Annotated in this window: 23 protein-coding genes; 11 read left to right on the top strand and 12 right to left on the bottom strand. The window is 72.8% G+C overall.

Translation table 11 applies throughout. The features are described 5' to 3' along the window. Nucleotides 1–15: 15 nt before the first annotated feature. Complete coding sequence (locus tag R2D22_RS14530) at nucleotides 16–852, bottom strand: TetR/AcrR family transcriptional regulator (RefSeq protein ID WP_318103604.1); 837 nt, start codon at nucleotides 850–852, stop codon at nucleotides 16–18. Between the two features lie 78 nt (nucleotides 853–930). On the opposite strand from R2D22_RS14530, the gene R2D22_RS14525 reads away from it, so the two are divergent. Then, nucleotides 931–1716 (top strand): alpha/beta fold hydrolase, encoded by a 786-nt coding sequence (locus R2D22_RS14525; protein ID WP_318103602.1) that lies wholly within the window; start codon nucleotides 931–933, stop codon nucleotides 1714–1716. Here the strand turns inward: R2D22_RS14525 and R2D22_RS14520 are convergent. Continuing rightward, the gene (locus R2D22_RS14520) at nucleotides 1688–4204 is read right to left on the bottom strand and encodes a DUF4132 domain-containing protein (protein WP_318103601.1); all 2517 of its coding nucleotides are present in this window, start codon (nucleotides 4202–4204) and stop codon (nucleotides 1688–1690) included. The two genes, R2D22_RS14525 and R2D22_RS14520, sit on opposite strands and share 29 nt — an antisense overlap. A 34-nt stretch (nucleotides 4205–4238) precedes the next feature. Then, nucleotides 4239–5501: an MFS transporter gene (locus tag R2D22_RS14515; RefSeq protein WP_318103599.1), complete on the bottom strand. Its 1263-nt coding sequence runs from the start codon at nucleotides 5499–5501 to the stop codon at nucleotides 4239–4241. 86 nt (nucleotides 5502–5587) lie between these two features. Here R2D22_RS14515 and R2D22_RS14510 point away from each other — a divergent pair, with 86 nt between their 5' ends. The 3 genes from R2D22_RS14510 to R2D22_RS14500 all read left to right on the top strand — a co-directional run bounded on the left by R2D22_RS14510 (nucleotide 5588) and on the right by R2D22_RS14500 (nucleotide 8955). Beyond that, the gene (locus R2D22_RS14510) at nucleotides 5588–6136 is read left to right on the top strand and encodes a MarR family winged helix-turn-helix transcriptional regulator (protein WP_318103598.1); all 549 of its coding nucleotides are present in this window, start codon (nucleotides 5588–5590) and stop codon (nucleotides 6134–6136) included. A 75-nt stretch (nucleotides 6137–6211) separates the two neighbouring features. After that, nucleotides 6212–6508 (top strand): hypothetical protein, encoded by a 297-nt coding sequence (locus R2D22_RS14505; protein ID WP_318103597.1) that lies wholly within the window; start codon nucleotides 6212–6214, stop codon nucleotides 6506–6508. Next, on the top strand, nucleotides 6505–8955 hold the full coding sequence (locus tag R2D22_RS14500) for a DUF4132 domain-containing protein (RefSeq protein ID WP_318103596.1): 2451 nt from the start codon (nucleotides 6505–6507) through the stop codon (nucleotides 8953–8955). The genes R2D22_RS14505 and R2D22_RS14500 overlap by 4 nt, the downstream gene beginning before the upstream one ends. A gap of 9 nt (nucleotides 8956–8964) precedes the next feature. Here R2D22_RS14500 and R2D22_RS14495 read toward each other — a convergent pair whose 3' ends face one another. The 6 genes from R2D22_RS14495 to R2D22_RS14470 form a co-directional block, all read right to left on the bottom strand. Then, a complete protein-coding gene (locus R2D22_RS14495) occupies nucleotides 8965–9462 on the bottom strand; it encodes a hypothetical protein (protein ID WP_318103594.1) in 498 nt (165 codons plus the stop codon). 81 nt (nucleotides 9463–9543) lie between these two features. Next, nucleotides 9544–10302 (bottom strand): succinate dehydrogenase iron-sulfur subunit, encoded by a 759-nt coding sequence (locus R2D22_RS14490; RefSeq protein WP_318103593.1) that lies wholly within the window; start codon nucleotides 10300–10302, stop codon nucleotides 9544–9546. After that, entirely contained in the window at nucleotides 10302–12056 is a 1755-nt protein-coding gene (gene sdhA / locus R2D22_RS14485) for a succinate dehydrogenase flavoprotein subunit (protein ID WP_318103591.1), read from the bottom strand. The genes R2D22_RS14490 and sdhA overlap by 1 nt, the downstream gene beginning before the upstream one ends. Before the next feature lie 25 nt (nucleotides 12057–12081). After that, nucleotides 12082–12558, bottom strand: a complete 477-nt coding sequence (locus tag R2D22_RS14480; protein ID WP_318103590.1) for a succinate dehydrogenase hydrophobic membrane anchor subunit — start codon at nucleotides 12556–12558, stop codon at nucleotides 12082–12084. Nucleotides 12559–12566: 8 nt separating this feature from the next. Then, nucleotides 12567–12947: a succinate dehydrogenase, cytochrome b556 subunit gene (sdhC, locus tag R2D22_RS14475; RefSeq protein WP_148005862.1), complete on the bottom strand. Its 381-nt coding sequence runs from the start codon at nucleotides 12945–12947 to the stop codon at nucleotides 12567–12569. Nucleotides 12948–13140: 193 nt separating this feature from the next. Further along, nucleotides 13141–13548: a 2-oxo-4-hydroxy-4-carboxy-5-ureidoimidazoline decarboxylase gene (locus tag R2D22_RS14470; protein WP_411977137.1), complete on the bottom strand. Its 408-nt coding sequence runs from the start codon at nucleotides 13546–13548 to the stop codon at nucleotides 13141–13143. Between the two features lie 337 nt (nucleotides 13549–13885). Between R2D22_RS14470 and R2D22_RS14465 the strand changes: the two genes are divergently transcribed. Together R2D22_RS14465 and R2D22_RS14460 are read left to right on the top strand one after the other, a co-directional pair. Beyond that, nucleotides 13886–15514: a beta-N-acetylhexosaminidase gene (locus R2D22_RS14465; RefSeq protein WP_318103589.1), complete on the top strand. Its 1629-nt coding sequence runs from the start codon at nucleotides 13886–13888 to the stop codon at nucleotides 15512–15514. Between the two features lie 148 nt (nucleotides 15515–15662). After that, nucleotides 15663–16238: a hypothetical protein gene (locus R2D22_RS14460; RefSeq protein ID WP_318103588.1), complete on the top strand. Its 576-nt coding sequence runs from the start codon at nucleotides 15663–15665 to the stop codon at nucleotides 16236–16238. Between the two features lie 74 nt (nucleotides 16239–16312). On the opposite strand, the gene R2D22_RS14455 is transcribed toward R2D22_RS14460, so the two are convergent. Together R2D22_RS14455 and R2D22_RS14450 are read right to left on the bottom strand one after the other, a co-directional pair. Next, a complete protein-coding gene (locus R2D22_RS14455) occupies nucleotides 16313–19072 on the bottom strand; it encodes an FG-GAP-like repeat-containing protein (protein ID WP_318103587.1) in 2760 nt (919 codons plus the stop codon). A 210-nt stretch (nucleotides 19073–19282) separates the two neighbouring features. After that, nucleotides 19283–20029, bottom strand: coding sequence for a Clp protease N-terminal domain-containing protein (locus R2D22_RS14450; protein WP_318103585.1), 747 nt, complete (start codon nucleotides 20027–20029; stop codon nucleotides 19283–19285). Between the two features lie 154 nt (nucleotides 20030–20183). Here R2D22_RS14450 and R2D22_RS14445 point away from each other — a divergent pair, with 154 nt between their 5' ends. From R2D22_RS14445 to R2D22_RS14425, 5 genes are all read left to right on the top strand, one after another. Further along, nucleotides 20184–20579, top strand: a complete 396-nt coding sequence (locus tag R2D22_RS14445) for a hypothetical protein (protein WP_318109758.1) — start codon at nucleotides 20184–20186, stop codon at nucleotides 20577–20579. A gap of 120 nt (nucleotides 20580–20699) precedes the next feature. Further along, nucleotides 20700–21275 carry an RNA polymerase sigma factor gene (locus tag R2D22_RS14440; protein ID WP_318103584.1) on the top strand — a complete coding sequence of 192 codons (576 nt, stop codon included), beginning with the start codon at nucleotides 20700–20702 and terminating at the stop codon, nucleotides 21273–21275. Continuing rightward, nucleotides 21272–22081 (top strand): hypothetical protein, encoded by an 810-nt coding sequence (locus R2D22_RS14435; protein WP_318103583.1) that lies wholly within the window; start codon nucleotides 21272–21274, stop codon nucleotides 22079–22081. The genes R2D22_RS14440 and R2D22_RS14435 overlap by 4 nt, the downstream gene beginning before the upstream one ends. A 278-nt stretch (nucleotides 22082–22359) precedes the next feature. Next, complete coding sequence (locus tag R2D22_RS14430) at nucleotides 22360–23049, top strand: RNA polymerase sigma factor (protein ID WP_318109756.1); 690 nt, start codon at nucleotides 22360–22362, stop codon at nucleotides 23047–23049. After that, on the top strand, nucleotides 23049–24164 hold the full coding sequence (locus tag R2D22_RS14425) for a hypothetical protein (RefSeq protein ID WP_318103582.1): 1116 nt from the start codon (nucleotides 23049–23051) through the stop codon (nucleotides 24162–24164). The genes R2D22_RS14430 and R2D22_RS14425 overlap by 1 nt, the downstream gene beginning before the upstream one ends. A 258-nt stretch (nucleotides 24165–24422) precedes the next feature. Here R2D22_RS14425 and R2D22_RS14420 read toward each other — a convergent pair whose 3' ends face one another. Continuing rightward, complete coding sequence (locus R2D22_RS14420) at nucleotides 24423–25289, bottom strand: L,D-transpeptidase family protein (protein WP_318103581.1); 867 nt, start codon at nucleotides 25287–25289, stop codon at nucleotides 24423–24425. Nucleotides 25290–25438: the final 149 nt, after the last annotated feature.

Raw genomic sequence — 25438 nt, 5'->3', positions numbered from 1 at the left:
GGTTCGCGGGAGTGCCTACTCCGCGGCCGGCTTCTTGGCGCGGGTGGGCTTGCCGGAGGCGGCCATGCCGGCCGCGGTCGGCATGAAGTCGGCCAGCAGGTCGTGGGTCTCCTTGACCAGGGGCCGCAGGATGCGGAAGCGGGAGAGCGAGATCGCGCGGGCGGTGACCGGGGCGAGGCGCTCGACCAGTCGGCGGCTGTTGGCGGCGCCCTCGGAGCGGTCGTAGACCCAGAAGAGGACCAGTCCCATCTGCTGGAGCCAGAGCAACCGGGGGAGCGGCTCGGCGAGTTCGGGGTCGATCTTCACCGAGGCGCCGGAGATGACCCGGCGGTGCACCTCGATCACGGCCTCGCGGGGGCCCTCCGACTCGGGCGAGAAGGGGCTGAGCGGGCTGTCCGGGTCGGCGGCGTTCTTGAAGAACTGGGCCGCGAACTCGTGGTACGGCTCGGCGATGTCGAGCCAGGCGAGCAGGACCCCGCGGATGCGGGCCGTGAGGTCCTTCTCGCCGCCGTCCAGGATCTCCCGCACGGCCGTCTGGTGCTCCTCGGCGATCCGGTCGTAGAACCCCTGGACCAGGTGTTCCTTGGAGGAGAAGTAGTAGTACGCGTTGCCGACGGAGACGCCGGCCTCCTGGGCGATGGCCCGCATCGTCGTCTTGTCGTAGCCGCGCTCCCTGAACAGGCGGAGCGCGGTCTCGAGGATGAGGGTGCGGGTCTGCTCGCTCTTGGGGGCCTTGGCGGCAGGGGCTTTCTCGGCGGGCGCCTTGCCGGCGAGGGCCTTGCCGGCGGGGGCCTTGGCGGCCTCGGGGGGCCTCCCGGCTTCGGCGGCCTTCTCTTCCTTCACGTCCTTCACGGTGTCCGAGCCTAGCCGGGCGCGCGGGGCGGGAGAAAAGCCGAGGCGGGCGACGGCCCGGCTGCTTAGGGTCTGCGGGTGATCCTTGCTCATGACCTGGCCGGTGAAGGCCCCTCGACCGTCGTCCTGCTCCACTCCGGCGTCTGCGACCGGAGGATGTGGGACGTTTCCCTCGACGCCCTGGCCGAGGCCGGCCACCGGGTGGTCCGGTGCGATCTGCGCGGCTTCGGGGAGACCCCGATCGATGCCCCGCACACCCATGCCGAGGACGTCCGCGCGCTCCTCGACTCCCTCGGGGTCGAGCGCGCCGCCGTCGTCGGGTCCTCGTTCGGCGGCAAGGTCGCGCTCGAACTCGCCGTGCTCCACCCCGAGCGGGTCTCCGCCCTCGCGCTGCTGTGCGCCGGCGCTCCCGGGCACGAGCCGAGCGCCGACCTCCGCGCCTTCGGGACCGCCGAGGACGCGTTCCTGGAGGCCGGTGACGTCGCAGCGGCGGTGGACCTCAACGTCGACTTCTGGCTCGGCCCGGACGCCGACGAGGCCGCGCGCGAGCTGGTCCGGCTGATGCAGCGGCGCGCCTTCGACGTCCAGCTGGCGGTGCCGGAGGAGAACTGGCCGGTGGGCGCTGAGGTGGCCGCGGCCGACCTCGCGCGCATCTCCGTGCCCGTCCTGGCCGTGTCCGGGGCCCAGGACGTGGACGACTTCCGGCAGATCGCCGTCCGCCTCGCGGAGACGCTGCCGGACGCCCGTCACCTCGTCCTGGACTGGGCGGGGCATCTCCCGTCCCTGGAGCGCCCGGCGGAGACCGCCGAGCTGCTGACGCGGTTCCTGGCCGGCGTCACAGCCCCCGGCGCAGCTGGGCGGTGATGGTGGGGTCGGTGATCTTCGCGTCGTCGGCGAGCAGGAACGCCTTCGACAGGATCACGGACAGCAGCCCGCCGTCCTCCTCGAACGGCAGGAAGAGCCGGTCGCCCCGGGCCGCCGTGCCCCGGTCCGCGACGATGCACAGGTAGGAGTCGTCCGGCTCCATCAGGATGTTGCCCGAGCCCAGGTGGATCCGGTACGTACGCCGGTCGCCCCGGACGCGCAGGAAGCGGTCCGTCAGCTCGATCCGGTCGGCCACGCGGGTGCGCGGCAGGAGCCGCGCCAGGGCCTCCTTCCGCAGCTTCGCGGACTCGGTCAGCTCGCCGAAGGCGTACGTCTGCCAGTACGTGCCGTACGCCCGGTCCGCGCCGCGGTCCCGCCAGTCGGGGTGGGCGCCGATCGACGCCACGCCGGTGAACAGGTCGACGTCCCGCAGCGCCTCCGACAGCACCAGCGCCGGGACGTCGGTGAGCGGGGCGGTGTCCCAGGCCCCGCGCGGTCCGGCCGAGGCCGCGCGGCGCTCGATCCGCACCTGGTCGGTGGAGCACAGCTCGGCGACCCCGTCGCCCCGCGTCCCGGCGTCGACCAGTTCGACGAAGAACCGGGCCCGCCAGAACACGCCCTCGGACAGCGGGAGTTCGCCGGGACGGGGCAGCTCCTTGAGCATCTCGGCGGCGTAGTTGTCGCCGAAGTGGCCCAGGTGGTTGCCCGTCCAGCCGCGTTCGGTCATCAGCGACCGGGCCTGGCCGTAGCGCAGGACGTGGCCGGCGAAGCGGTTGGAGTAGGTGCCCGTCGTCGCCTCGGCGGGGGTGAGCGGGTACACCTCGCGGAACACCTGCTTGAAGGGCTGCCGCACCTCGCGTGCGGTCAGTTCCTCGCGCCACTCGGCGACCTCGTCGGCCCCGGCCCGCAGCGGATGCCACAGCCGCACCCGCGCCCCCGGGCCGACCGGGGTCGCGGTGCCGTCGGGTCCGGCCAGCGCCCAGCCGCCGCCGGTCCGCTCGGGCAGACCGGCCGTCCAGCGCTCGCCGTCCTCCGCGTCGGCGCGGACCTCCCACAGCAGGGCGCGGGCGACCGAACCGGTGATTGGGTGGTCGATGCCGTACCGCTGCCAGTCCGCCGCCGCCCAGGTCGTCCCGGCGGCCAGGTGTTCCTCCAGGCGGGCCCGCTCGCCGGCCAGCAGAGTCCGCAGCTCCTTCAGGGCGCGCCGGAGCGGCTTCAGGGCCTCGGCGTGCTCCTCACGGACTGCCTTGGGCGCGGACTTCAGCGCCTTGCCCCGGGGGCCCAGGAACGACAGCCCGGCCACGCCCGGAGCCGCGGCCGACAGCACCGCCGTGTACGCCCCGAGCGGCTCCTCCCTCATCCCGCGCGCGTCGAGCCCGTGGTCGGGTACGCCGCGCTCGCGCAGCATCGACGGGGTGAGCCCGGCCCGCGCGGAGACGGCCTCCACGGCTTTGGCGAGGCCCTTGAGCACCGTCCGGTTGCGGACCTTGGTCCTGACCCGGGCCAGCGCCTGGATCGCCTGTTCGCCGTGCGGCCCGTCGAACTCGCCGAGGACGGCGACGGCGGTCGTGGTCAGCGGCTGGCTGCGGCAGGAGCCGCCCGACCCGCCCATGCCCGTACCGGCGTTGATCGCGACCTCGCCGATCAGCGGGGCCGCCCAGTCGGTGTCCAGGTCGCGCGCCGCCCACAGCAGTCCGCGCACCAGGCAGGTGTTGGTGTCGGCGGCGATGCCGAACCAGTTCATGCCCCACGGGCTGAGGTCGGAGATGTGGTGCTCGGGCTGGGCGGCGATCCCCTCCAGCAGCCGCCGCACCAGCTCCGCGCCGGCCTCGGTCTCCGCGAGGAGTTCCGCGGCCCGTCCGCGCCAGGCCTTGGTGGCCCGGACCTGCCCGACCTGGAGGCAGTGCGCGAGGAACGCGGCCGTGCCCCGCCCGGCGAGCAGTTCCGGGTGTGCGGCGCGCATCGCGGGACCGTAGTCGTCCAGGCCGTCGAGGACGTGCCGGGGCAGTCCGTCCGGGCCGATCCGGGGCTCGCGGGCCAGCAGGGCAGTCACCCGCCGCTTCAATGGCGCGTACTCGTTGCTGTGGGAGAGCCATGCGCCGTCGGCCGCGAGGTGCAGCGCCCGCAGCCGGGGCCGGTCGAAGTCCTCGGCCCGCTCGGCCGCCGAGAGCGCGAGGGACATCAGCGTGATGAACTCCTGCTCCAGCTCGTACGGCGACACGAGGGAGTCCCTGCCCAGCAGCCGTGCGAGCAGCAGGTCCGACTCGGCGGTCGTCCAGGCGAGTTCCTGCTCCGCGAGGGCCGCGAGGGCCCGCCCGACGACGCGACGGGGTTCCGTGCACATGCGTCGGTGCAGGTGCAGTGCGGCGGCCCGCCGCCCCGCGTCGTCCAGCGATTGCAGCAGCGTGCCGATCCGCCCGCCGTCCGCCGCGGCGTCGGCCGCGGCGGCCTCGTCCAGCCTGCTCTCCAGGCTCGTGCTCCCCACCATGTGCACGACGGTAGGGGACTCCACCGACAACGTCTCAGTCGGCCCGCACGGTGGACCGTTCCTCCGCCCCGAAACGCCGTACGCCCGGCACCAGCGCCGTGCCCAGGCAGCACCCGCCGACCGCCACCGCCGCCACCAGCAGCGGTACTTCGGACCCCCAGGCCGCGGCGGCGAGCGGGGCCAGGACGTAGCCGAGGGGCATCGCGGCGAGCGAGAGCAGCCAGTCGTACGAGGTGACGCGCGCCAGCGCGTGGGCGGGGACGGCCCGTTGGACGGCGGTCTCCCACACCGGGGACAGGAACCCGAGGCCGGCCTGCGCGATCCCGTACGCGGCGATCGTCACCGGTGCCGGCGCGGGCAGGGCCAGCAGCACCAGCGGCAGCGCGTACGTCGCGAGGCCGAGGTTGGCGACGAGGACGGGGCGGCGGGGGCGGGCCCGGCCGGCGACGAGGGAGCCCAGCAGCAGACCGACCGAACCGACCCAGAGGAACACGACCCAGGTGGCCTCGCCGCCCAGCTGCGCGACCGCGATCGCCGGGCCGAGGGTCAGCAGGACGGCCGCGGCCCCGTTCCAGGCGCTGTGGCCGATCAGGCTGGTCCAGTACCAGTCCCGGGTCCTGACCTCCTGCCAGCCCTCGCGGAGGTCGGCGCGCAGGGTGCTGCGGGGGACGGGAACCCGTACGACGCGGACGGCGGTCAGCAGCGCGGCGCTGACGGCGAAGCTGGCCGCGTCGAGGACGAACGCCCAGCCGGCCCCGACGGTCAGCACCAGCGTGCCGCCGAGCAGCGGGCCGCCGAGGCGGGTGGCGCTCTGCGCGATGCCCAGGGCGGCGTTGGCGGCGTGCAGGGACGCGGTGGCCACCGTGCCCTTGACCAGGGGCGCGCCGGTCGGCATGGCGAACGCCCCAGCCGCGCCGCCGACGACCTCGGCGGCGGCGATGACCCAGAGCGTCGGATGGCCGCTCAGCAGCTGGGCGCCGACGAGGAGTTGGGTCGCGCAGCGGACGAGGTCGGTGGTCAGGGCGATCGTGCGGGCGTCGAACCGGTCGCCGGCCACGCCGCCCAGCGGCAGCAGGAGCAGCTTGGGGACCACCGCGCAGGCGAGGACGAGGGCGAGTGCCGAGGTGGAGCCGGTGGCCTTCAGGACGGCGAGGGCGAGCGCGGCGGGGATCGCCGCGTCGCCGAGCAGCGAGAGCGTGCGGCCGGCGAAGAACAGCCGGAAGTCGCGGGTGCGCAGCGGGTGGGGGAGGGGCACGGCGTCGGGTGCGACGACGGCGTCGCCGGGAGCGGCAGGCATGACCGCGAGAATATTTCGGTACCGAATAATTCGTCAACGAAATATTCGGGGGCGAAGGATCGTGGACATCGACGTACGATCGGTCCATGGAGCCGACGCAGCCCCCGACCCCGCCCGCGGAACCCCCGCGGCGCGACTGGACCGACGCGCACGTGGCCCGCTGGCAGCCCGTGCTGCCCGGCCTCGACCCGGCCGTCGAGGGCGCGGTCACCCGCATGAAGAAGCTCTCCGTGCACCTGCGCCGGGTGCGCGAGCAGTCGCTCGTCGACTTCGATCTGGAACGCCACGAGTTCGACACCCTGCACAAGCTGGCAGGCCGCGGCGGCAGCGCCGCGCCCTCCGAGCTCGCGCAGGACCTCGACCTCGCGCCCGCCTCCGTCACGGGCCGCCTCGACGCCCTGGAGAAGCGCGGCTTCGTCCGCCGTACGCAGTCGACGACCGACCGCCGTCGGGTCGTCGTCGAACTCACCGCCTCCGGGCGCGAGACCTGGGTCGGCGCGATGGACTTCCTCGGCCACGAGGAGGAGCGGCTGCTCGGCGTCCTCGACAAGGACGAACTGACGCGGCTCAACGACCTGCTCCGGCGCGTCATGCTGGTCGCCGAGGAGGGCGTCACCGACCACTGGCACGCCTGAGCCCGACGGTCTGCGCCCGCTCCCCTCCCGAGCCCGGCAGGGCCGTTGTCAGACGGCTCTCCTACGCTGCTCCGCATGGCAATGGTGAAGTTCGTCGACGAGACGACGTCAGGGGCGCGGACCGAGGCCGGGGGCCTGGCCGTCACCGAGGAACGCCTCGCGCTGCGCGAGCTGATCCGCCGCCGCGTGGCGCAGGAGGCCGCGCCCGAACAGGCCGAGCGCGAGTTCGCCCGCGCGGTCGAGGCGTTCGGCCGGAACGGCTTCCTGGTCCTGGTGGGGGACCGTCAGGTCGAGGACCTCGACGAGACGGTGGAACTGGGCCCGGGCGTCGAGGTCACGTTCCTCAAGCTGGTCCCGCTGGTGGGGGGATGATGAACGCGCAGGACGTACGCGACCGGGTCCAGGAGATCGTCGACCGGGACAACATGGGGGAGCTGGCCGAGACGCTGGTGCGGATCGGCACGATCGACAACAACCGGTGGTCGGGCGAGCGGGCCGAACTGCCCGCGCTCGTCCGCGGGCTGTCCGAGGAGCAGCGCGTGCGCCTCGTCGGCGCCTGGGTCGCCCGCTACCAGCGCGGCACGGACGCCGAGAACGTCCGCTCGGTCGTGCTCACCCTGGCCGGGATCGCGGGCCGGGACCTGCCCGGCGACCAGCTGTCCGTCGAGCGCCTGAAGCGCATCGAGGAGCTGCGGACCGCGTACGAGTTCTACGCCACCAACGAACTCGTCGCCCTCGCCCGCGGCGAGCTCGACGCCGGCCGGCCGCTGCCCGGCGGCTTCGTCGCGCTGCTGCGCCGCTGCCAGAACAGCACGTACCTGACGGACAAGACCCTCCAGAAGATCCTCGGCCGCATCGAGGACCCCGTCCTCAGCCCCGGCGAGCCCTGGGCCGAGCAGGCCATGGCCGACGCCCCGGCCCGGCTGCTCGCGCACCTGCTCACCGCCACCGCCGCCCGGCCGACCGTCGCCTGGGACAAGGAGGCGCTCGCGCTCGCCGCGGAGGCCGGCGGCCCCGAGGCCGTGCGCGACATGCTGGCGCGCTGGATCGGCCTCGTGGGCGCGCCGCGCACCATCGAGCTGTACGTGCGCGAGGGCTGGACCGACCACAACAAGACCTATGACCCGTACAACTCGGTCGCCCTCAAGGGCCTCGCCTGGCTGCTGTCCCTGCTCCCGGCCGACCCGGCCGCCGTGCGCGCCCTCGGCCGGCTCGTCGAGGTCTCCCTGCGCAAGGTCCCGGGCATCGGCCCGCACAGCCCCAAGGTCGCCAACGCGGCCGTGCTCGCCCTGGCCCGCACCGACGACGAGGCCGCACTCGGCGAACTGGCCCGGCTCTCCGCGAAGGTGACCTTCAAGGGCACTCTCAAGCAGCTCACCGCCGCCCTGGACGCCAAGGCGGCCGAACGGGGCGTCGGCCGCGCGGAGATCGAGGAGCTGGCCGTCCCCGCCTTCGGACTCACCGACGTCGGCCGCCGCGAGGTGCGGCTCGGCGACGCGCACGGGCTCCTGGAGGTGCAAGGCACCAAGGCGAGGCTCACCTGGACCAACGCCAAGGGCAGGCAGGTCGCGACCGTGCCCGCCGAGGTCCGCCGTGACCACGCCGACGCGCTCAAGGAACTCAAGGCGTCCCTCAAGGACATCGAGAAGATGCTGACCGCGCAGAGCGACCGCCTGGACCGGCAGTTCCTCGCCCGCCGCAGCTGGAACTTCTGGACCTGGCGCGAGCGGATCCTCGACCACCCGCTCGTCGGCACGCTCGCCCGCCGGCTGATCTGGGCCGTCGGCGGCGAGACCCCGGTCCTCTTCGACGGAACCGACCTGCGCACCCTCCGGGGCGACCCGGTGTGCCCGACGCGCACCGCGACCGTCACCCTCTGGCACCCCGTCGGCCGCCCCGCCGAGGAGATCAGCGCCTGCCGTGACCGACTCGAACAGCTCGGCGTCACGCAGCCGTTCAAGCAGGCGCACCGCGAGGTGTACCCGCTCACCGACGCCGAGCGCGCGACCGCCACGTACTCCAACCGCTTCGCCGGGCACGTCCTGCGCCAGTACCAGCTCAACGCCCTGGCCGTACAGCGCGGCTGGACGGCGAAGCTGCGGCTGGCCGTCGACGACTCGTACCCCCCGCTGTACCGCGAGCTGCCCGAGTGGGGTCTGCGCGCCGAGTACTGGGTGGAGGGGGTCGGCGGCGACCAGGACGGCGACCTCACGACCTCGTACGCCTACGACCGGGTCGCCACCGATCAGGTCCGCTTCCATCGACTGGACGCGGAGCACAACTGGGCCCACGCGGGCGGCGGTCGGTACACCACCGCGTCCGATCCGCTGCCGCTGGAGCGGATACCGGAGCAGGTGCTCACCGAAGTCCTGCGCGACGTCGACCTGTTCGTCGGCGTGGCCGGCGTCGGCAACGACCCGACGTGGCAGGACGGCGGCCCGGGAGGTCGGCACCGCGACTACTGGGAGCGGTACGGCTTCGGCGAGCTCTCGCAGAGCGCCGAGACCCGCCGCGAGCTGCTCGCCCGCCTGGTGCCCCGGCTCGCGATCGGCGAACGGTGCACCGTCGAGGGCCGGTTCCTGCACGTGCGCGGTGCGCTGCACACGTACCGGATCCACCTCGGCTCGGGCAACGTGCTGATCGCGCCGCACGACCGCTATCTGTGCATCGTCCCGAAGTCCACCGCCAAGGCGGCGGTCGCCGCGGGCCCGCTGCCGTACGAGGGCGACGGAATGCTCGCGATCGTCCTCAGCAAGGCGATGCTCCTCGCGGACGACACGTCGATCACCGACCCGACGATCCTCAGTCAGCTCGGATGAGACGAGGGGTCAGATGCTCAGCGTCCGGGCGTAGTTGATCTGACCCATCACCCAGAAGAAGGTGTCGGGCGTGGTGGCCGGGATCAGCGTGGAGTGGTGCCGGCCGCCGCTGGTCACGGTCACCTGGACGTAGCCGGTGGTCTGCTTCTCCTTCATCAGCAGGAACAACAGGCCCAGCAGGCAGAACAGGAAGAAGACCACGGCGAGCACGATAGCGACCGGCGGGATCCGCTCCTCCACCCGCGACATGTCCGCCGCGTTCCACACCGCGCCCTTGAGCGGCATCGGCCCGGCGGGCGTGATGATCTGGTCGCCGACGATCGCGATGTCACCCAGGCTCAGCGTCGGGCCGGTGCCGGGCGGCGCCATCGGCGGGTAGGGCGGCGGGACGGGCGCGCCGGGCATCGGCGTCTGCTGTGGATAGCCGTAACCGGGCACACCCGGCTGCTGGTCCGGCCCCCACTGGTACCCGCCGTCGTCCGACTTGTACGGGTTCGGCTCGCTCATGAGTCCCCGCTCTCCACAACGTAAAAGCCCGCTTCCGCACGCCGAAGCGTACAGAAGCGGGCCCTTGCGCCGGGCGACCGGTCAGAAGCGACGCGTGATCAGCGCGCGCTTCACTTCCTGGATCGCCTTGGTGACCTCGATGCCACGCGGGCAGGCGTCGGTGCAGTTGAACGTGGTGCGGCAGCGCCACACACCGTCCTTGTCGTTCAGGATCTCCAGGCGCTGCTCGCCCGCCTCGTCACGCGAGTCGAAGATGAAGCGGTGCGCGTTGACGATCGCGGCCGGACCGAAGTACTGGCCGTCGTTCCAGAAGACCGGGCAGGACGACGTGCACGCGGCGCACAGGATGCACTTGGTGGTGTCGTCGAAGCGCTCGCGGTTCTCGGCGGACTGCAGGCGCTCGCGGGTCGGCTCGTTGCCCTTGGTGACCAGGAACGGCATGACGTCCCGGTACGCCTGGAAGAACGGCTCCATGTCGACCACGAGGTCCTTCATCACCGTGAGGCCCTTGATGGCCTCGATGGTGATCGGCTTCTCGGGGTTGATGTCCTTGATCAGCGTCTTGCAGGCGAGCCTGTTCTTGCCGTTGATCCGCATCGCGTCCGAGCCGCAGATGCCGTGCGCGCACGAGCGACGGAAGGTCAGCGTGCCGTCCAGGTCCCACTTGATCTTGTGGAGACCGTCGAGCACACGCTCCTTCGGGTCGATCTCGAGCTGGAAGTCCTCCCAGACCGCCGCGTCCGAGACCTCGGGGTTGAAGCGGCGGATCCGGAAGGTGACCGTGATGTACGGGGAGGCGGCGGCCTCCGCCTCGACCTTGTCCAGTACGGGGGTAGCCATCAGTACTTACGCTCCATCGGCTGGTAGCGGGTCTGGACGACCGGCTTGTAGTCGAGACGCACGGTCTCGGAGCCGTCCTCGCCGACCTCGCGGTACGCCATCGTGTGGCGCATGAAGTTGACGTCGTCGCGGTTCGGGTAGTCCTCGCGGTAGTGACCGCCGCGGGACTCCTTGCGCGCCAGGGCCGAGACGGCCATGACCTCGGCCAGCTCGAGCAGGTTGCCCAGCTCGACGGCCTCCAGGAGGTCGGTGTTGAAGCGCTTGCCCTTGTCCTGGATGGACACGTTCTCGTAGCGCTCGCGCAGCTCGGCGATCTTCTCGACGGCCGTCTTGATGGTCTGCTCGGTACGGAACACCATCACGTTGGCGTCCATCGTCTCCTGCAGCTCACGACGGATGTCGGCCACCCGCTCGTTGCCGGTGGAGTTGCGGAGCTTCTCGATCGTCTCGACGACGAGCGACTCCGGGTTCTCCGGCAGCTCGACGAAGTCGTGCTTGGCGGCGTACTCGGCGGCGGCGATGCCGGAGCGCTTGCCGAACACGTTGATGTCGAGCAGCGAGTTGGTGCCGAGGCGGTTGGCACCGTGCACGGAGACACAGGCGACCTCGCCGGCCGCGTACAGGCCCGGGACGACGGTGGTGTTGTCGCTGAGAACCTCACCCTCGACGTTGGTCGGGATGCCGCCCATGGCGTAGTGCGCGGTGGGCTGGATCGGGATCGGGTCCGTGTAGGGCTCGATGCCGAGGTAGGTGCGCGCGAACTCGGTGATGTCCGGGAGCTTGGCGTCGAGCTGCTCCGGCGGGAGGTGCGTCAGGTCCAGGTAGACGTGGTCGCCCTCGGGACCGCAGCCGCGGCCCTCGCGGATCTCCGTGTAGATGGAGCGCGAGACGACGTCACGGGACGCGAGGTCCTTCATGACCGGCGCGTACTTCTCCATGAAGCGCTCGCCGTCCTTGTTGCGGAGGATGCCGCCCTCACCACGGGCGCCCTCCGTCAGCAGGATGCCCATGCGCCAGATGCCCGTCGGGTGGAACTGGAAGAACTCCATGTCCTCCAGCGGCAGCCCGCGCCGGTAGCAGGCCGCCTGGCCGTCGCCGGTCAGGGTGTGCGCGTTCGAGGTCACCTTGAAGAACTTGCCGGTGCCGCCGGACGCGTAGATCACGGCCTTGGCCTGGAAGATGTGGATCTCGCCGGTGGCCAGCTCGTACGCGACGACGCCGGCGGACTTCTTGACGCCGTCGACCTCGGTGATCAGCTGGTCCAGGACGTAGAACTCGTTGAAGAACTCCACGCCCTCCTTGACGCAGTTCTGGTACAGCGTCTGGAGGATCATGTGGCCGGTGCGGTCCGCGGCGTAGCAGGACCGGCGGACCGGGGCCTCGCCGTGGTTGCGCGAGTGACCGCCGAAGCGGCGCTGGTCGATGGTGCCGTTCGGGGTCCGGTTGAACGGCAGACCCATCTTCTCCAGGTCGAGGACGGCGTCGATGGCCTCCTTCGCCAGGATCTCGGCGGCGTCCTGGTCGACCAGGTAGTCACCACCCTTGACCGTGTCGAAGGTGTGCCACTCCCAGTTGTCCTCCTCCACGTTGGCCAGCGCGGCGGCCATGCCGCCCTGCGCGGCGCCCGTGTGGGAGCGGGTCGGGTACAGCTTCGTCAGCACGGCGGTGCGGCTGCGCTTCGTCGCCTCGATGGCGGCGCGCATGCCGGCGCCGCCGGCGCCGACGATGACGGTGTCGTACTTGTGGATCTTCATGACGTGGATTACCTCAGCCCCGTGCCTAGCGGATGTTCGGGTCGAAGGTGAAGATCACCAGCGTGCCCAGAAGGATGGTGAACACCGTGGCGGTGTACAGCAGGCCCTTGAGCCACAGGCGCGTGTTCGGGCGCTCCGCGTAGTCGTTGATGACGGTACGGAGGCCGTTGGCGCCGTGCAGCATGGCGAGCCACAGCATCAGCAGGTCCCAGGTCTGCCAGAACGGGGACGCCCAGCGGCCGGCCACGAAGGCGAAGCCGATCTTGGAGACGCCGCCGTCCAGGAAGAGCTGGATCAGCAGGTGGCCGAGAACCAGCACGACGAGGACGACGCCGGACAGGCGCATGAAGAGCCATGCGGCCATCTCGAAGTTGCCGCGGGTCGCGCGCGGGGTCTTGCCGGTGCGCTTGCGGGGGGCCTCGATGTACGGGGCCGGGTTCTCCACGTCGTAGGCGGCGGCGCCTTCGACGGGACCGATCGCGGAGGTGGTGTCAGCAGACATTTCTGGCGTCAGCTCCCGAACAGTTCACGTGCGGCGTGGCCGAGGACGGGGTACAGCGAGCCCGCCATCAGGACCACCCAGACGCCCACGACGGTCCAGAGCATCTGCTTCTGGTAGCGCGGGCCCTTGGACCAGAAGTCCACGGCGATGACCCGAAGGCCGTTCAGCGCGTGGAAGAGGATGGCGGCGACCAGGCCGTACTCCAGAAGAGCGACGATCGGCGTCTTGTAGGTCGCGACGACCTCGTCGTACGCCTCGGGGGAGACGCGGACGAGAGCGGTGTCCAGCACGTGTACGAACAGGAAGAAGAAGATGAGGACGCCGGTGACTCGATGAGCCACCCAGCTCCACATTCCTTCCCGGCCGCGGTACAGCGTTCCAGCCGGCACGGAAAAACCCTCCGGGAGCGGGGATCAGGGTCGGCCGGCTTCAGTGTCGGTCTGACCCGGCCGGGTACGGTCCACCGGCCCCGGTCATCGTAGCGACGACTTGTCGGTTCGCTCGCGCGGGGTCCGCCAGTGTGATCAAACAGGCACGGACGGGCTATCACTCGGCCCTGGAACGCCCGTATTCCGGACGAACTCACGGACCTGCGACCGAACGGGTGAGCCGGGCGCGGGCCAGCCGGCGCAGCTCGTCGGCGGCCACCGACCGCTCCTCGTCCCTTTCGTTGCCGAGACGTGACCGGATCCCGGCAAGGACCTGGTCGAGCCGCTCGTCCGGGAGCACTCCGTCCAGGCTGATGACGAACGCGTGTCCGAAGGTGCTCTCGTACGCGGCGTGCGCGGCGCGCAGCGCGGTCAGCGCGGCGGGCGGCGTGCCGAGGGCCGGCGCGGCCGTGGACTCGTGGGCCAGGGCCTCGTCGAGGTCGGGCGAGGAGAGGTCGTAGCCGGCCTCGTCGGCGGCGGCGAGCAGCGCGTCGACCGTCGGGTACGGGCGGTGGGCGGCGATCCGCTCGGCCCAGCGGCGGCTGCCGCAGCAGGCCAGCAGCGTGGCCGCGGCGGCGGCGTGCGGGGCGGCGTTGAAACCGGCGAGGCCGCCGGGGTGCCGTGTGTCGCCGTGCTGGGCAGGTATGGCGGGTGGGACCGGGTTCCTGGAGCAGGCATGGGTGTCGCTGGTCAGCGGAAGCTCCGAACGCGGGAGAGGTGAGGTGGATGTGGCGCAACGCTATCGACGGGTCGGGGGAACTGTCCGACGGATGCGCGAATTTCACCCGGAAGGGAGGGTTTCGGAACCTGGGGTGGACGTACGCGGCGCCGCGATGGAGTGAATTGCCGAAAATGCCCCGAATGGCCGGTAAGGGCCGTTCGGGGGAGGATGCCGAGTGATGCGGTATCTCATACGCGGCCGGCGGACCGGCCCGGTGCTGATGGCCGCCGTGCTGGCGACGGCCGGCGTGGCGGCCTGTTCGAACGGCGCGCCGGACGCCGGCGCCGGCGGGACGCCGACACCGACCGGCTCGGCGGCGTCGAGCCCGGCGACCTCCGCCGCGCCCTCGCCGACGCCCACGCCCACGCCGACCCGCACCTACCCGCTCTCCACGGCGCCGCGCACCATCCCCGCCGTGCAGGAGCACCGACCCGCCCGCGGCCCCGGCTGGAGTCCCGGCCCGGCGGCCGGAATCGTCGTCGCCGCCGGCAGCGAGGCGCTCACCGACGAGGGGAAGCTGCTCGCGGGCGAGCTGAAGGTCGCCTTCCGGGGGACGGTCGCGGCCGGACCCCACGACATCGAGCTGGCGCTCGGCGGGAGCGGCGCGCCGGAGTCGTACACCCTGACCGCCACCGGCGGAAACGTCCGGATCACCGGCCCGGACCAGGCCGGCGTCTTCTACGGCACCCGCACGGTGAAGCAGGCCGTACGGTCCGCCGGGGTGGTCCCCGAGGGCGTGATCCGCGACCGGCCCGCGAAGCCGCAGCGCGGCCTCCAGGTCGACATCGCCCGCAAGTTCTTCACCGCGGGCTGGATCGAGGCCCGGCTGCGCGAGATCGCGGACCTCAAGCTCAACCAGTTCGAGCTGCACTTCGCCGACGACCAGGGCTTCCGGATCGCCTCGGACAGCCACCCGGAGATCGTCTCCGCCGAGCACCTCACCAAGGCCGAGGTGCGGCGCATCATCGCCCTCGCGGCGAGCCTGCACATCACGGTCGTGCCGGAGGTCGACTCGCCCGGACACCTCGGCGCGGTCCTGAGGGCCCACCCCGACCTCCAGCTGCGCAACGTGCAGGGGGTGCCGCGGCAGGGCGCGATCGACATCTCGAAGCCCGAGTCGGCGGGGATCGTCGACGACCTGCTCCGCGAGTACGCGGCGCTGTTCCCCGGCGGCTGGTTCCACGTCGGCGCGGACGAGTACCAGGCGCTGACGGTGCGGGACCCGGCCGCCTCGTACCCGCAGCTGGCGAGCGCGGCGACGGCAAAGTACGGGGCGGGGGCGAGCGTCGCGGACCTGGCCGAGGGCTGGCTGAACGACCGGGCGGCGGTGGTGCGGGGCGCCGGCAAGACGGCGAAGGCGTGGAACGACGGGTTCTTCCGGGGCGGCCGGGTGAGCGCGGACCGGCGTATCGAGGTCGAGTACTGGACCGGCACGGAGATCGGCGCCCGCCCGCCGTCGGAGTACCTGGCGGAGGGCCGCAAGGTCGTGAACCTGAACGACAAGTACCTCTACTACGTCCTCGGCGAGCCCAATCAGTTCAAGTACCCCACCGGCCGGGCCATCTACGAGGAGTGGACCCCCCGCGTCCTGCGCGGCACGACGCCGGTCGCGGCCGGCTACGACCCCCTGATCCTCGGCGGCCGCTTCGCCGTCTGGTGCGACCGCGCCACCGCCCAGACCCAGACCCAGGTCGCGGCCGGCATCCGCCTCCCCGTGACGGCCACGGCCCAGAAACTCTGGGACGCCCGCCGCCCGACCATGGACTGGCCGACGTTCCGAGCGCTGGCGGCGGAGGTGCGGGGCTGAGCCGCGAGAAGTCGCTCGGGGTGTGATCCGTCGGCTGACCTCTATGCAGCACACCAGGGCCACGGGCATGATTCCAGCCACTCAGTGACGGAATCATCACGGTCGGCGCAGTAGAAGGAAGTACTGCGTCCGCGACGGGAGGCGTCTCATGACGTCGGCAACGAGCCGAAGCCTGCTGGAAATGATCGCCCTGGCCGACGAGCGGGGTCTGGCCGCCGCCGGGCTCGCGTGCCTGGATCGCTGCCTGCCGCTGCTCGACCCCGACGCGGCGGACGTGCTGCGGCCCGCGTGGGCCGCCGTGGCCCGTGGGGGCGGGGGCGCGGCCTGGGGCGAGGCGGTCGGCAAGGCCGGGGCCGAACTCGACGGCGCGGGCGGCGCCGCCCCGCACGCCGGGGACGTCCGCGCGATGCTCGGCGCCGCGCCCGCCGACTGGGCCGAGGAGCCGCTGCGCGCCTGGGCCGACGCCTGCTCGGCTGCCGCGCTCACCCTGCACGCGCGGTACGACGCGGGCGCGGAGAGCGAGCGCGCCGCGCTGGTGGAGCGCTGCCGGGCCGGCGAGACCGAGGGCGCCGGGCCGCTGCTGGCCGGCGAACTCCGCCGCCAGCAGGCCGTCCTCGAGTCCGCCGAGCACGGGCCGACCGGGCTGCGCCGCGCCCGGGACCTGTCGACGGAGGGCCGCCGCGTCCTGAAGGCCGTCGTCTCGCGCCGTGCGCGCACCGCCTGACGCGGCGGAAGAGCAAAAGGGGAGAGGCCCGCCGGACATCGTCCGGCGGGCCTCTCCTCGTTCACCTCGCCGCGTTACGGGACCAGCGGCATCATGCCGATGCGCGCGCCGGCCACCGTGCCCAGCTGCGTCATGCCGTAGTACAGACCGGACGCCCGCGCGACACCTGCGCTGCCGTTGTCGATCTGGACGATCGTGCCGTTGTTCGCGTCCTCGCCGTCCGCGCCGATCGCCAGGTCCGCCCGCACGTAGCCGGACAGGTCCTTCAGCGTGACGGCCGAGCCGAAGCGGTCGTTGGCCTCGGCCGCGCCCGGCAGGCCGCTGTAGCCCTGCGCGTACCCGGTCGAGCCGGTGCCGGTCGGGCCGGTGGACGTGCCGGGCAGGTAGATCGCCATGCCGGCGTTCGCCAGGACGGTGCCGTTCGCGGAGATGTCCTGGCCCGGCATGCCGACCAGCACGTCGCCGTACCCGTCGAGGTTGACGTCGCCGATCGAGACGGCCGCGCCGAAGTCGTCGCCGACCTCGCCCGTGCCGTACACGTTCGCCGAGTCCTGGCCGAGGGTCCGGCTGCCGGTGGCGGTCAGGCCGGTCGACGAGCCGAGCACCGCGGTGACGGCGCCGCCCTTGAGCGCGTGACCGGACTCCGTGGTGGCCGGCTGGCCGACCACGATGTCGTCGTAGCCGTCGCCGTTGAGGTCGCCCGCCGCGAGCGAACGCCCGCCCCGGGTGCTCAGCAGTCCGCCGCGCGTGAGGCCGGCCGAGGAGCCCTTCAGGACGAGGACCCGGCCGACCGAGGACGGGTCGCGGTAGTTGATCGCGACGTCCGCGTAGCCGTCCTTGTCGAAGTCGCCCGTGGCGGCCGCCACCGCGCCGACGGCCGCGGTGTACGCCGCCGTGTTCAGGTAGCCGGACTTCGCCGTGCCGGTCGCGCCGTCCCAGGCCCACCAGCGGCCGGGCGCGCCGGGCGCGACGGAGAGGATGTCGGCCTTGCCGTCGGCGTTGAAGTCGCCGGAGGTGACGACGGTGCCGACCTTCTCGCCCGCGGCGCGCGCCGCGGTCCAGTAGCTCTGGCCGCTGCTCAGGCCGGGGCCGTACAGGACCGAGACGGAGCCGGTGTCGGTCTGGCCGGTGACGCCGTCCTCGCCCGGCACGCCGACGACCAGGTCCGCGTTGCCGTCGCCGTTGACGTCGCCCCAGGCGCTGGCGTAGCCGAAGAGGTCACTGGCCTCGTTGGCGTCGGGCACACCCGCGCTGTTCTGGTCCAGGTTCTTCTTCGCGGTGTGGCTCGGGCCCGCGGTGGTGCCGGGCAGCACGCTCACGCGACCGGCGAAGCCGGCCTCCCGCGGCAGTCCGACGACCAGGTCGGTGATGCCGTCCCGGTTGAAGTCGGACGTCGGGATCGCGGAGTTGCGGCCGGGCTTGGCCGCGAAGTCCCGGATCGCGCCGAGCTTGGAGTAGAGGTTCGCGCCGGGGCACTCGGTGGCGAAGCCGTCGCGGTGGCCCGAGATGGTGTTGAACGTGACGTCGCCGGCGGGCGAGGTGCTGCCGTCCGGGTTGCTGACGAGACGGGTCAGCGTGACCTTGCCGGTGGGGCTGACCCCGTACTGCCCGAGCTTGTACGCGGCGATGCGCGCGGCGGACTCCAGCGCGGCCCGGGTGGGCTTGCCGGTCTCGAAGTTCCCGAGCAGTGCGATGCCGGTGGAGTACGAGTTGAAGCCGGAGGTGTGCGCGCCCTTGACGGGCAGGTCCGTGCCGCCGCCGCGGCCCTCGAAGATCCGGCCGCACTTGTCGACCAGGAAGTTGTAGCCGAGGTCGTTCCAGCCGTTGGACTGCACGTGGAAGAGGAAGATGCCGCGGACCAGGGCGGCGGACTCCGAGCAGCTGTAGTTGTTGCTGTCCACCGTGTGGTGGATGTACGCCGCCTGGATCTTCTCGATGTACTCCGGCGGGTCCTCGACCTTGGTCTCGTCGGCGCCCCACTGGGCGCGGGAGATGATCGGCGGCTTGGTGGTGTTCGACGGCGGGGCCACCGGCACGGTGGCGGTCGGCTCCGGCGTCGGCTCGGTGCTCGGCGTGCCGGAGGGGGACGCGGCGGGAGACTCCGGGGCCGAGGTGGCGGGCGTCGGCTCGGTGCTCGGCTCCGCACCGGTGCCGGCGTCCGTGCCCGTGCCCGGCTCCGTGGTCGGCGAGGTGGGGGCGGGCGGCTCGGGCGTCGCGCTCTCCTCGGCCACGAAGGCGGCGGGCTCGGCGAACGCCAGGTCCTGCGGCCCGGCCTGCAGGGCGCGGCCCTGGGCGGTGGCCTCCTGCGGGGTCACGCCCGGGTCGATCAGGTTCAGTTCGAGGCCGCCGGGCAGCGGGATCCGGCTGCCGTCCTGGTCGACCACGCGGGCCTGGGCGCCGTTGGACGCGCCGACCCAGAGCGGCTCGGTCGAGCCGCGGACACCGGCGAGGTCGGAGCCCTCGGGCTGGTCGGCGGACCGCTCCAGGTGCTGCCAGCCGGACCACTTCCCGGTCTCGACGGACCGGGTGCGGACCTCCACGGCGCCGTCGAACTTCGCCTTGGCGGAGTCCCAGCTGACGCCGACCATGGAGAAGGTCTTCGTGTCGGTGCTCGCCAGCTCGCGCTTGCCGACGGCCGTGGCCTCGAGGGCGTAGTCGAACACGCCGCCCTTGCGCGCCGACGGCGGCTTCGGCGGCTCGTCCGACGGGTTGGCCACCGCGACGGTGACCACCCCGGCCCCGCCGAGCACGACGGCCCCCAGGGTCAGCCAGGCTCGGCGCTTGGTGCTCAGAGGTCGGTACGCATGCGATCTGCGTGGGCTCAAGTGCCCCACTCCTCGGGTGAGTTACGTGCTCAGAAGTTCACGTCCGGCCCACGCGTCACAGCAGCGGGCACACCCACACAGCGCGGGCCGGGGTTCAAACGTCACGCCGGAGAGGAGTTCTGTGGCACGGATCACAGCCCCCGCCGCGCGGGCGGCGGGGGCTGTGGGTGGATATGTCCGTGCAAGGCGGCTGTGGCGGCCGTGGCGGCCGCGGTCGGGTCAGTCCTGCGGGGTCTCCGAGGCCGCGCCGGCCGCCGAGGTCACCAACTCGGCGATCTCGGTCTCCGCCGTCGCCTTGTCCAGGCCGAGTCCGGAGAGCAGGCCCTGCCCGTCCTCGTGCTCCAGGAGCGCCAACAGGATGTGCTCGGTGCCGACGTAGTTGTGCCCGAGCCGGAGCGCCTCGCGGAAGGTCAGCTCCAGGACCTTCTTGGCGTCCGGGCCGTACGGGATCAGCGGAGGCACCTCCGCGACGGCCGCGGGCAGCGTCGGCGTCACCGCGTCCCGTACCGCCTGCGGGGTCACGCCCCGGGTCTTCAGCCAGGTCATGGCGAGCGACTCGGTGTCGGCGAGCAGGCCGAGGGTCAGGTGGCCGGGAACCTGCTGGTCGTTCCCGGCCGCCCGCGCCTCCTCCTGGCCGGTCACGACCGCCTTCCGGGCGCGCGCGGTGAACCGGCTGAACCCGGCGCTCGCGTCCATCTGCGCGGTGTCCGGCTCCTTCGGCACGAAGCGCTTCTGGGCGGCCTGCCGGGTCACGCCCATGCTGCGGCCGATGTCCGTCCAGGACGCGCCGGAGCGCCGGGCCTGGTCGACGAAGTGGCCGATGAGGTGGTCGGCGAGGTCGCCGAGGTGGTCGGCCGCGAGGACCGCGTCGGTGAGCTGGTCGAGGGCGTCGGGGTGGACCTTCTTGATCGCGTCGATGAGGTCGTCGAGACGTACGGGGATGTTCGGTCCGCCAGGATTCGTCATGGAGGCAACCCTAGGTTGACAGTAGAGAGGTGTCAACCGGCAGTTGACATCTGATGTGACGACGAACACGTCCGCACCGCGTGACGATCTTGTGAGGGACGGCGCTTGATCCGGTGTGGATGAAGACTCTCTGAGCTTGCCGACGGCGGACGGGATGCGGCCCTACGTCACGCGCTTCGTCGCGGGACTGACCCGGCGCAACCGCCTGCCGCTCGACTACTCCGCGGCCAGCCTGCGCCTCGTGGACCTGGTCGTGGACGGGCTCCGGCGCGACCGGCCGGAGCGGGTGCGGGTCGACGCGATCCTGCAGGGCCTCGGCGCGTACACCGGCGAGGTGATCGTGCGCCGGGCCGGTGCGCGCTGGGTGGACTTCGACGCGGCGCAGCGCGCGTACTTCGGGCAGCCGGTCGGCGTCCGGATGCCCGACGGGCGCGCGTGGAACCCGCTCGGCAAGGTGGTCAACCGGTTCGAGAACGGCCCGGAGGACTCCGTCGAGCGGTTCTACCTGCTGCTCCACGGACGCGTGCGCACCCCGGTCCGCTGTCTGTGACCGGCGCCCCGAAGCTGTGACGTTTCTGTGCGCCGGGGCGCAGAGAGCAGGGGCGCACGTGCGGCGTCCACGGGGGCATGGGCACGGTGAACGGTGCGGAGTCGGTACGAAGAGGGAAGCGTGGGGGCGTACGACGCGGAGCTGGGCATCGCCGTGGAGCGGGCCCAGGGCGGGGACGAGGACGCCTTCGCCCGGGCGTACCGGATCGTGCATCCGGGACTGCTGGGGTACGTGAAAGGTCTGGTCGGGGAGGACGCCGAGGACGTCGCCTCCGACGCCTGGCTGGAGATCGCCCGGGACCTGGGGCGGTTCCGCGGCGACGGCGCGGGGTTCCGGGGGTGGACGGCGACGATCGCCCGCCACCGGGCGCTGGACCATCTGCGCAAGCAGCGGCGGCGGCCCCTGACGGCCTTACTCGAGCAGGACGTGCTGGAACTGCCGGGCGGCCACGACACGGCCGCCGCGGCGCTGGAGACCCTGTCCACCGGGCAGGCGCTCGACCTGATCCGTTCCCTGCCGAGGGAACAGGCCGAGGCGGTCCTGCTGCGCGTGGTCGTCGGTCTCGACGGCCCGGCGGCGGCACGCGTCCTGGGCAAGCGCCCGGGCGCGGTCCGCACCGCGGGACACCGGGGACTGAAGAAACTGGCCGGAATGCTGGCCGCCGAGCCGCCGCAGGGACAGAGGGACGGAACATGAGACGCCAGCGGGACCCGCGGGAGACCCCGGCGGGAACGGAACCGACCGGGCGGTCCGCAGCGGCCGGGCATTCCGTATCGTCCCGGGACAGGTCGTCCGACCCGTCCGAGGACCCCTTCCGCACGCCCTTCGCCGACCGGATCGCCGACGCGCTCGCCGTCCCCTCCGCCCGTCCGCCCAAGGGCGCGCCGTACGCCGCCCGGGCCGACGCCCGTCCGTCCGGCGAGCCCGCCGACCCCCGCGAGGCCGCGGCCGTCGACGCGTTCCGGCGGGCCCGGGACGCCGGCGAGCACCGGACCCGGCGCACCCGGCGGCGGGACGACTGGCGGCCCGTGACCGTACGGCGCCGCAGCGCCTTTCCCGTACGGGCCGCCGGCCTGGGCATCGCCGTCACCGTGCTGCTCGGCGGTGTGGCGGTGGCCGCCGGGACCGGCGTGCTGCCGACCCCCTTCGCCCCCCGTCCCGAGACGCCCTCGCCCTCGCCCGTGCCGTCCCGCTCCGCGGGCGGGCAGCCGGAGGACGGCGGGCCGGGCCGCGACGGGACCCCGCCCGGGCGGCTCGACCCCGAGCTCTCCCCGGCCGCCGGGCGGCCGAAGCCGCCCCGCCCGTCCGCCGCCCGGGACGAGGAGGGGCACTGCCGGAGCTACCTCGCGGCGCAGCGGCGCAAGGGCGAAGCCCCGGACGGGACGGCGTACGAACGGTTGGAGGAAGCGGCCGGCGGCCCGCGCCGGGTGGCGGCGTACTGCGCGCCGCTGCTCGCGGAGGCGGAGAAGGACCGCGGGAACCCGAGGAGCCGCAAGCCCTGAACGGGCGGCCGGGCCCGGAAGTAGAGGACGACCGGGGCCGCCACCCCCCACAGGAGAGGCCCCGGTCGTCATCGACGGGGCCGCAGCACGGCCCCGTACTCCACTCAGCGCCGGGCGTGCGTTTTCTGTCACACCGCACTGCGTCCGCCGACTGTTGCAGCTTGTACAAACACGCCGACGCACGTGGACGTGACACCCGGTAAGGACGTAGCGTGCTGCTGCGTGCGCTGGGCGGCGCGGCGGCGATGACCAGCCGCGATGACGGACAGGTGTGGGGATTGCTGGGGGACGACGCGGAGCTGACTGCCGCGGTGCTTGCCGCGCAGGGCGGGGACGAGCATGCCTTCCGCGCTGTGTACCGCACCGTGCATCCCCGGCTGCTCGGCTACATACGCTCCCTCGTCGGTGAGACCGACGCCGAGGACGTAGCCTCCGAGTCCTGGCTCCAGATAGCCCGTGACCTCGACCGATTCAGCGGTGACGCCGACCGTTTCCGGGGCTGGGCGGCCCGCATCGCCCGCAACCGCTCGCTCGACCACATACGGATGCGCGGCAGACGGCCCGCCGTGGGCGGCGACGAGACCGAGCTGACCGACAAGCCCGCCGAGTCCGACACCGCGGTCGAGGCGATGGAAGCCCTCTCCACCAGCCGCACGATGGACCTGATCGCCCGGCTCCCGCAGGACCAGGCCGAGGCCGTGGTGCTGCGCGTGGTCGTCGGCCTGGACGCGAAGAGCGCCGCCGACACGCTGGGCAAACGACCCGGAGCGGTCCGCACCGCGGCCCACCGGGGACTCAAACGACTGGCCGAACTCCTCGCCGCCGACGGATCCGGTGGAGACGGAACCGACGTGAACGGAACCTCCTCTTCCTTGGAGGGCGTGCCCCCGCAGCGCGGGCGTGGGTCGGGTTCGACCGCGCCGGGCGGTGTGACGCATTCACGCGCGCGGACGCAGAAGGACATGTGATGGCCGACGAGCGGTACCAGTGGCTCGACCTGGAGGCCGCGGAGCGACTGCTGCGCGGAGACCGGGTCGAGGCCGTCGACGATCACGCGCGCGCCGAGGCGGAGACGCTCGCCGAGGCCCTCGAATCCGCCCGCCCCGCCGCGCTGTCCGGAACGGCTCCGCTTCCGGGCGAGGAGGCGGCGATGGCCGCGTTCCGCGCGGCTGCGCACGCCCGCGCGACGGCGCCCGACGCGGTCTCCGCGCCCGCCCCTGCCTTCGCCACCGCCCCCGATCCGGCTCCCTCGCCGGTTCCGGTTCCCGCCTCCGCCGCTCTGGGCGACGTGCGGCTGGGCGCCCCCGCCGGGCGGCGGGCGAGGCGCCGCCGCTGGACGCGGTCCATGCGCTTCGGCCTCGCGGCCTCGGTCGCCGGCCTCGCCGTCGGCGGAGTGGCCGTCGCGGCCGGCACCGGGATGCTGCCGACGCCGTTCGGGCCCGTGCCCGCCAGCTCCGTGTCGGCCGCGGTCACGCCGGGCCCCGTCGAGTCCGGCTCGACCGCAGGCGGCGGCGAGTCCCGTACGCCCGGTCACGGGGACGCGTCGGGGCCGGTCCCGACCCCGACGGCCTCCGGCGGCCCGTCCGAGACGAGCCCGCCGCGGGTGGGCGGCACCGAGGGCCCGGAGCGGGGCACGCCCGACGCGACCCTGCCCGACAAGGACCGGGCCGGCATGCGGGCCAAGTACCTCACGGCCTGCCAGGACCTCCGGGCCGGGCGGATCGACGCCTCCGACCGGCGCCGCCTGGCCGAGGCGACGCGGGGCGGCAGCCAGACGGTGAAGGCCTTCTGCGACCGGCTGCTCGGCGACGAGGAGAAGGACGGCGGTTCCGGCGAGGGCGCCTCCGGCGGCAACGGCGACGACGACGGCCAGAACGGCCGCACCACCGGGTCGGAGGACGGCACCGGCTCGGGCTCCGACGAGAACGACGCCACCGGCGCCCGCACCGGCTCCGTCTCCGACCGCGCCTCCGGCGCGGACGCCGAGACCACCCCCGTCCCGGTGGTCTCGTTCCAGCCGCTCTTCCTGCAGCCGGCCGGCATGGACGACGAGGCCGCGTCGGCCCCGTCCCACTCCGCCTGAATTCCCTGCGTCCTCCGTAAAACCCCTCTGACCTGCGGTGATGCATGCATCGTGGCACCCGCGCGGTCCGTTACCGTTTCGTTTCCACGGAGGTGTGACGTTTTCGGGGGCGGTGACGCAGTACTGAATGAGCCGACTGGTCATCGGCGGCGCCATCGAGCCGGGGTTCCCCCCGTACCTACGGCTCGGCGCACATGGCGCGGGCGGGACACGTTCCCCCGGTCCCGCCCGCGCCCTCTCTCTTCTCCCGTCCCGGTCCTACCAGTGGACGACGACCTTGTCCCCGACCTTCACCTGGTCGAAGAGGGCCGAGATCTTCCCCCGGTCACGGACGTTCACGCAGCCGTGCGAGGCGCCGTTGTAGCCGCGCGCCGCGAAGTCCGCGGAGTAGTGCACCGCCTGGCCGCCGCTGAAGAACATCGCGAACGGCATCGGCGTGTGGTAGATCGTCGACACGTGGTCGCGGCTCTTGGAGTTGACCTTGAACGTGCCCTCGCGGGTCGGGGTGTTCTCCGAGCCGAAGCGGACGTCCATCGACGACTGGACCTTGCCGTCGATCATCCAGGCCAGCGTCCGGGTCTCCTTGCTGATGCACAGCACCCGGCCGGTCATGCAGCGCGGGTCCGGCTTGTCCAGCTTGTTGCTGGTCGACGGCCGCAGCTCGTCCTTGGTCGGCTTGTGGGTCATCCCGACCAGCCGCTGCCAGGTGACCTCGTCCACGGAGCCGGTCTGCGGCAGCTCCCGCTTCTTCTGGAAGGCCTTCACCGCACCGCCGGTCAGCGAGCCGTAGAAGCCGGTGGGGGCGCGGTCGAAGTAGCCGATCTGGCGCAGCCGGGCCTGGAGTTCGCGCACCTGGGCGCTCTCGTCGCCGTCGCCCATCAGGACCTTGGCCTTCGGCTTCTCGCTCGTCGGCGTGGCCGACGGCGACGGTGCCCCGGTCGAGGGGGAGGCAGAGGGCTTGTCGTCCGAGGGGGCCTCGGTCGTGGGCGCGCTCGACGAGGGCGCGGCCGGCGACTGCGAGACGGTGCCGGGGCCGTCGCCCGCGGCCGCCGGGTTGCAGCCGGCGACGAGTGCGACCGCCGCGGCGGCCAGGACTGCTCTGCGTATGACGGAACTGTGGCGCATGGTTTTGCCCCCCGGGACGAGTGTGTGTACGTAGTGATGCTTCCCGCGCCCACTTGGTTGCGCACTCGAGGGCATCCGGGAGCATCCTGTGAGGAAGGTCCCAACGTGCGGCCCTCCACCCGCCGCACGGCCGCCGCTACAGTCCGTCG

The organism is Streptomyces sp. HUAS YS2 (assembly GCF_033343995.1).
GTDB lineage: Bacteria > Actinomycetota > Actinomycetes > Streptomycetales > Streptomycetaceae > Streptomyces > Streptomyces solicathayae.
Note: the sequence above shows the minus strand (reverse complement) of the source record. Positions and strands in the feature narration are given on the sequence as shown.

Bases quoted from the DNA above. Each gene is read 5' to 3' on its own strand.
- R2D22_RS14425 (WP_318103582.1), top strand. From the start codon at position 23,049: ATGGCCGACGAGCGGTACCAGTGGCTCGACCTGGAGGCCGCGGAGCGA.
- sdhA (WP_318103591.1), bottom strand. From the start codon at position 12,056: ATGAAGATCCACAAGTACGACACCGTCATCGTCGGCGCCGGCGGCGCC.
- R2D22_RS14420 (WP_318103581.1), bottom strand. From the start codon at position 25,289: ATGCGCCACAGTTCCGTCATACGCAGAGCAGTCCTGGCCGCCGCGGCG.
- R2D22_RS14505 (WP_318103597.1), top strand. From the start codon at position 6,212: ATGGCAATGGTGAAGTTCGTCGACGAGACGACGTCAGGGGCGCGGACC.
- R2D22_RS14460 (WP_318103588.1), top strand. From the start codon at position 15,663: ATGACGTCGGCAACGAGCCGAAGCCTGCTGGAAATGATCGCCCTGGCC.
- R2D22_RS14500 (WP_318103596.1), top strand. From the start codon at position 6,505: ATGATGAACGCGCAGGACGTACGCGACCGGGTCCAGGAGATCGTCGAC.
- R2D22_RS14445 (WP_318109758.1), top strand. From the start codon at position 20,184: ATGCGGCCCTACGTCACGCGCTTCGTCGCGGGACTGACCCGGCGCAAC.
- R2D22_RS14515 (WP_318103599.1), bottom strand. From the start codon at position 5,501: ATGCCTGCCGCTCCCGGCGACGCCGTCGTCGCACCCGACGCCGTGCCC.
- R2D22_RS14510 (WP_318103598.1), top strand. From the start codon at position 5,588: ATGGAGCCGACGCAGCCCCCGACCCCGCCCGCGGAACCCCCGCGGCGC.
- R2D22_RS14490 (WP_318103593.1), bottom strand. From the start codon at position 10,302: ATGGCTACCCCCGTACTGGACAAGGTCGAGGCGGAGGCCGCCGCCTCC.
- R2D22_RS14435 (WP_318103583.1), top strand. From the start codon at position 21,272: ATGAGACGCCAGCGGGACCCGCGGGAGACCCCGGCGGGAACGGAACCG.
- R2D22_RS14480 (WP_318103590.1), bottom strand. From the start codon at position 12,558: ATGTCTGCTGACACCACCTCCGCGATCGGTCCCGTCGAAGGCGCCGCC.
- R2D22_RS14520 (WP_318103601.1), bottom strand. From the start codon at position 4,204: ATGGTGGGGAGCACGAGCCTGGAGAGCAGGCTGGACGAGGCCGCCGCG.
- R2D22_RS14450 (WP_318103585.1), bottom strand. From the start codon at position 20,029: ATGACGAATCCTGGCGGACCGAACATCCCCGTACGTCTCGACGACCTC.
- R2D22_RS14465 (WP_318103589.1), top strand. From the start codon at position 13,886: ATGCGGTATCTCATACGCGGCCGGCGGACCGGCCCGGTGCTGATGGCC.
- R2D22_RS14495 (WP_318103594.1), bottom strand. From the start codon at position 9,462: ATGAGCGAGCCGAACCCGTACAAGTCGGACGACGGCGGGTACCAGTGG.